The following is a 3,512-nucleotide window of genomic DNA, read 5'->3' as shown; positions in this document are numbered from 1 at the left end:
GTGCCGACGTTCCGGTGGGAAAATGGTCGGGTCGGTACCGGACCAGGGGGGCCGGGCACCGGCTGTTCAGCTGGGTTCGGCGCGAGGCTCAGTGCGAGTGGCCGTGACCGTGGCCGTGGCCCGCCTCGGCCGGCTCCTCTTCCTTCTTCTCGACGACCAGGGTCTCGGTCGTCAGGAGGAGGGAGGCGATGGAGGCGGCGTTCTCCAGGGCGGAGCGGGTGACCTTGACCGGGTCGATGACGCCGGCCTTGACCAGGTCGCCGTACTCGCCGGTGGCGGCGTTGTAGCCGTTGCCCTTGTCGAGCTCGGCCACCTTGGAGACGATCACGTAGCCCTCGAGGCCGGCGTTCTCGGCGATCCAGCGCAGCGGCTCGACGGCGGCGCGGCGGACGACCGCGACACCCGTGGCCTCGTCGCCGGTCTTGTCGAGGTTGCCCTCGAGGACCTTGACGGCGTGGACCAGAGCGGAGCCACCACCGGAGACGATGCCCTCCTCGACCGCGGCGCGGGTCGCGGAGATGGCGTCCTCCAGACGGTGCTTCTTCTCCTTCAGCTCCACCTCGGTGGCGGCGCCGACCTTGATCACGCACACGCCGCCGGCCAGCTTCGCGAGGCGCTCCTGGAGCTTCTCGCGGTCCCAGTCGGAGTCGGTGTTCTCGATCTCGGCCTTGATCTGGGCGATGCGGCCCGCGACGTCGGCGGAGTTGCCGCCGCCGTCGACGATCGTGGTGTCGTCCTTGGTGACGGTCACGCGGCGGGCGGAGCCCAGCACGTCGAGGCCGACCTGGTCGAGCTTGAGGCCGACCTCCTCGGAGATGACGGTGCCGCCGGTGAGGGTGGCGATGTCCTGCAGCATGGCCTTGCGGCGGTCACCGAAGCCCGGGGCCTTCACCGCGACGGCGTTGAAGGTGCCGCGGATCTTGTTGACGACCAGGGTCGACAGGGCCTCGCCCTCGACGTCCTCGGCGATGATCAGCAGGGGCTTGGAGGCGCCGGCCTGGATGACCTTCTCCAGCAGCGGCAGCAGGTCCTGGATGGAGCTGACCTTGCCCTGGTTGATGAGGATGTAGGGGTCGTCGAGGACGGCCTCCATGCGCTCCTGGTCCGTGACGAAGTACGGCGACAGGTAGCCCTTGTCGAAGGCCATGCCCTCGGTGAAGTCCAGCTCCAGACCGAAGGTGTTGGACTCCTCGACGGTGATGACACCGTCCTTGCCGACCTTGTCCATCGCCTCGGCGATCAGCTCGCCGACCTGCTGGTCCTGGGCGGACAGCGCGGCCACGGCGGCGATGTCGGACTTCTCGTCGATCGGGCGGGCCGAGGCGAGGAGCTCGTCGGAGACGGCCTTGACCGCGGCGTCGATGCCCTTCTTGAGGGCGGCCGGGGAGGCGCCGGCGGCGACGTTCTTCAGGCCCTCGCGCACCAGCGCCTGGGCGAGCACCGTGGCGGTGGTGGTGCCGTCACCAGCGATGTCGTTGGTCTTGGTCGCCACCTCCTTCACCAGCTGCGCGCCGAGGTTCTCGTACGGGTCGTCGATCTCGACCTCACGGGCGATCGTGACACCGTCGTTGGTGATGGTGGGGGCGCCGAACTTCTTGTCGATGACGACGTTGCGACCCTTGGGGCCGATCGTCACCTTCACCGTGTCGGCCAGCTTGTTGACGCCGCGCTCAAGGGCGCGACGGGCGTCCTCGTCGAACTTCAGAATCTTCGCCATGACAGCGGAAGCCCTCTCGGAAATCTGTGGGTGTAAAGACGACTGCGCCCCGGGCGCCCGGCTTCGTTATCGGTCGCGGGGGCCAGGGGCGCAGGTCAGGAGCAAAAGGTGCTCGAGGTGACTACTTCTCGATGATCGCGAGGACGTCGCGAGCCGAGAGGACGAGGTACTCCTCGCCGTTGTACTTCACCTCGGTGCCGCCGTACTTGCTGTACAGGACGACGTCGCCGACCTTGACGTCGAGCGGAAGGCGCTCGCCGTTCTCGAAACGGCCCGGGCCCACGGCGAGGACGGCGCCCTCCTGGGGCTTCTCCTTCGCGGTGTCCGGGATGACCAGGCCAGAGGCGGTGGTCTGCTCGGCGTCGAGCGGCTGGACCACGATGCGGTCCTCGAGCGGCTTGATGGCAACCTTGGAGCTGGTGGTCGTCACGATCCGACCTCCCCCTTCGGAGATCTCACGGGGTTAACTGTCTGAGGTGGCGACCAGGTGGATCCGTCGTCGCGGGTGCCGGACCTGCCCGTCGCGTGTTTGGCACTCTCCAGGGGGGAGTGCCAGACCTGAGACTATGACCGGGGTTAGCACTCGGTCAAGCGGAGTGCCAATTACGGCGGCGCGTCGCGGATCATCGGCCTCGCCCGGCCCCGCCGGCGGACGCCGGCGGGGTGCCCCTGGACGTGCGTTCCGGGCGGTTGCTCGGGTGGCCGCTCCGGTGGGTGCTCGGCCAGGTGTTCTACAGGTAGTCCTCCAGGCGTCCCACCGTCAGGCCCTGGGCCTGCGCCTGGCGCAGCAGCCGGCGCGTGCGCTCCTTGAGATCCGGGCCGGTGGCCTCGTCGGGGCCGACGAGGACGATGTCGCCGGGGCTCAGGCGGCGCGCGCCCGTGGCGTAGGTGACGCCGTCGGAGGTCATCGCGGCGCGCCACAGGACGAGCGCGGAGATGCCGCAGTCGGCGGCGGCGCGCAGGGTCGTGGTGTCGTACGTGCCGTACGGCGGGCGGAAGAGGCGGGGGCGCAGGCCGAAGCGGGACCTCAGCTTCTCCTGCTGGCCGCAGATCTCGGCGCGCTGTCCGGCGTACGGCAGTCCGGCCATCGCCGGGTGGTCCAGGGTGTGGTTCTCGATGCCGGCGCCCACCGCGCGCAGCCGGGCGAAGTGGCCGTATCCCGGGCCGACGACGCTGTCGGTGAGGAAGAGGCTGACCGGCAGCCGCAGTTCGCGGACCATGTCGACGAAGCGCGGGTCCCGCTCGGCGCCGTCGTCGTAGGTGAGGAAGACGACCTTGTCGGAGGTGTCGACGCGGCGTACCACCCGGGGTGGCGCGGCGTCCGGGCGCTGGGCCGCCAGCGGCCGGGCCGGATGGCTGGGCGGCGCGGCGAGCGGGGCGGCCAGGCCCCAGCGGCGGTAGACCTGGTCCCCGGCCGGCCTCGACGGCCGTACCCCCTGGGCCGCGCGCTTGCCCAGGCGTTCGATGGGATCGACGGACTGGGCACAGCCTGCGAGCAGGAGGACCGAGGCGAGGACGGCACCCAGCGCGGCGGTGAGAGCGGCCGCCGGCCCGGCCGGTCCGGACCTCCTGGCCCGCGCACCACCGCGCCCAACGGCGCGCCCGCCGCCACGCCCGGCGCCCGGCGCCCGTCCCGGTCCAGGTCCCGGCTCCGGTTCGGGCTCCGGGCTGCCGGGACCGACACGCCAGTGCCGTCGGGCCCGCAGGACCCGCGGCACCCGCCCGTCGCGCTCAGCGCGCTTCTCGGGCCGGGCAGGCCCGACGGCCCCGCCGGACCCCCCGCCCTCAGTCCTCC

At 71.3% G+C, this 3,512-nt stretch carries 3 protein-coding genes; all 3 read right to left on the bottom strand.

Going from position 1 to position 3,512, the window contains the following annotated elements; genetic code table 11:
• Positions 1-88 precede the first annotated feature (88 nt).
• On the bottom strand, positions 89-1,717 hold the full coding sequence (gene groL / locus V7E45_RS39395) for a chaperonin GroEL (RefSeq protein ID WP_333779100.1): 1,629 nt from the start codon (positions 1,715-1,717) through the stop codon (positions 89-91).
• Between the two features lie 121 nt (positions 1,718-1,838).
• Positions 1,839-2,147, bottom strand: coding sequence for a co-chaperone GroES (gene groES / locus V7E45_RS39390; RefSeq protein ID WP_020132158.1), 309 nt, complete (start codon positions 2,145-2,147; stop codon positions 1,839-1,841).
• A 301-nt stretch (positions 2,148-2,448) separates the two neighbouring features.
• Positions 2,449-3,243 carry a polysaccharide deacetylase family protein gene (locus V7E45_RS39385; protein ID WP_333779101.1) on the bottom strand — a complete coding sequence of 265 codons (795 nt, stop codon included), beginning with the start codon at positions 3,241-3,243 and terminating at the stop codon, positions 2,449-2,451.
• Positions 3,244-3,512 lie beyond the last annotated feature (269 nt).

Origin of the sequence: Streptomyces sp. IBSBF 3136 (assembly GCF_036815105.1) — a bacterium.
Lineage (GTDB): Bacteria > Actinomycetota > Actinomycetes > Streptomycetales > Streptomycetaceae > Streptomyces.
Note: the sequence above shows the minus strand (reverse complement) of the source record. Positions and strands in the feature narration are given on the sequence as shown.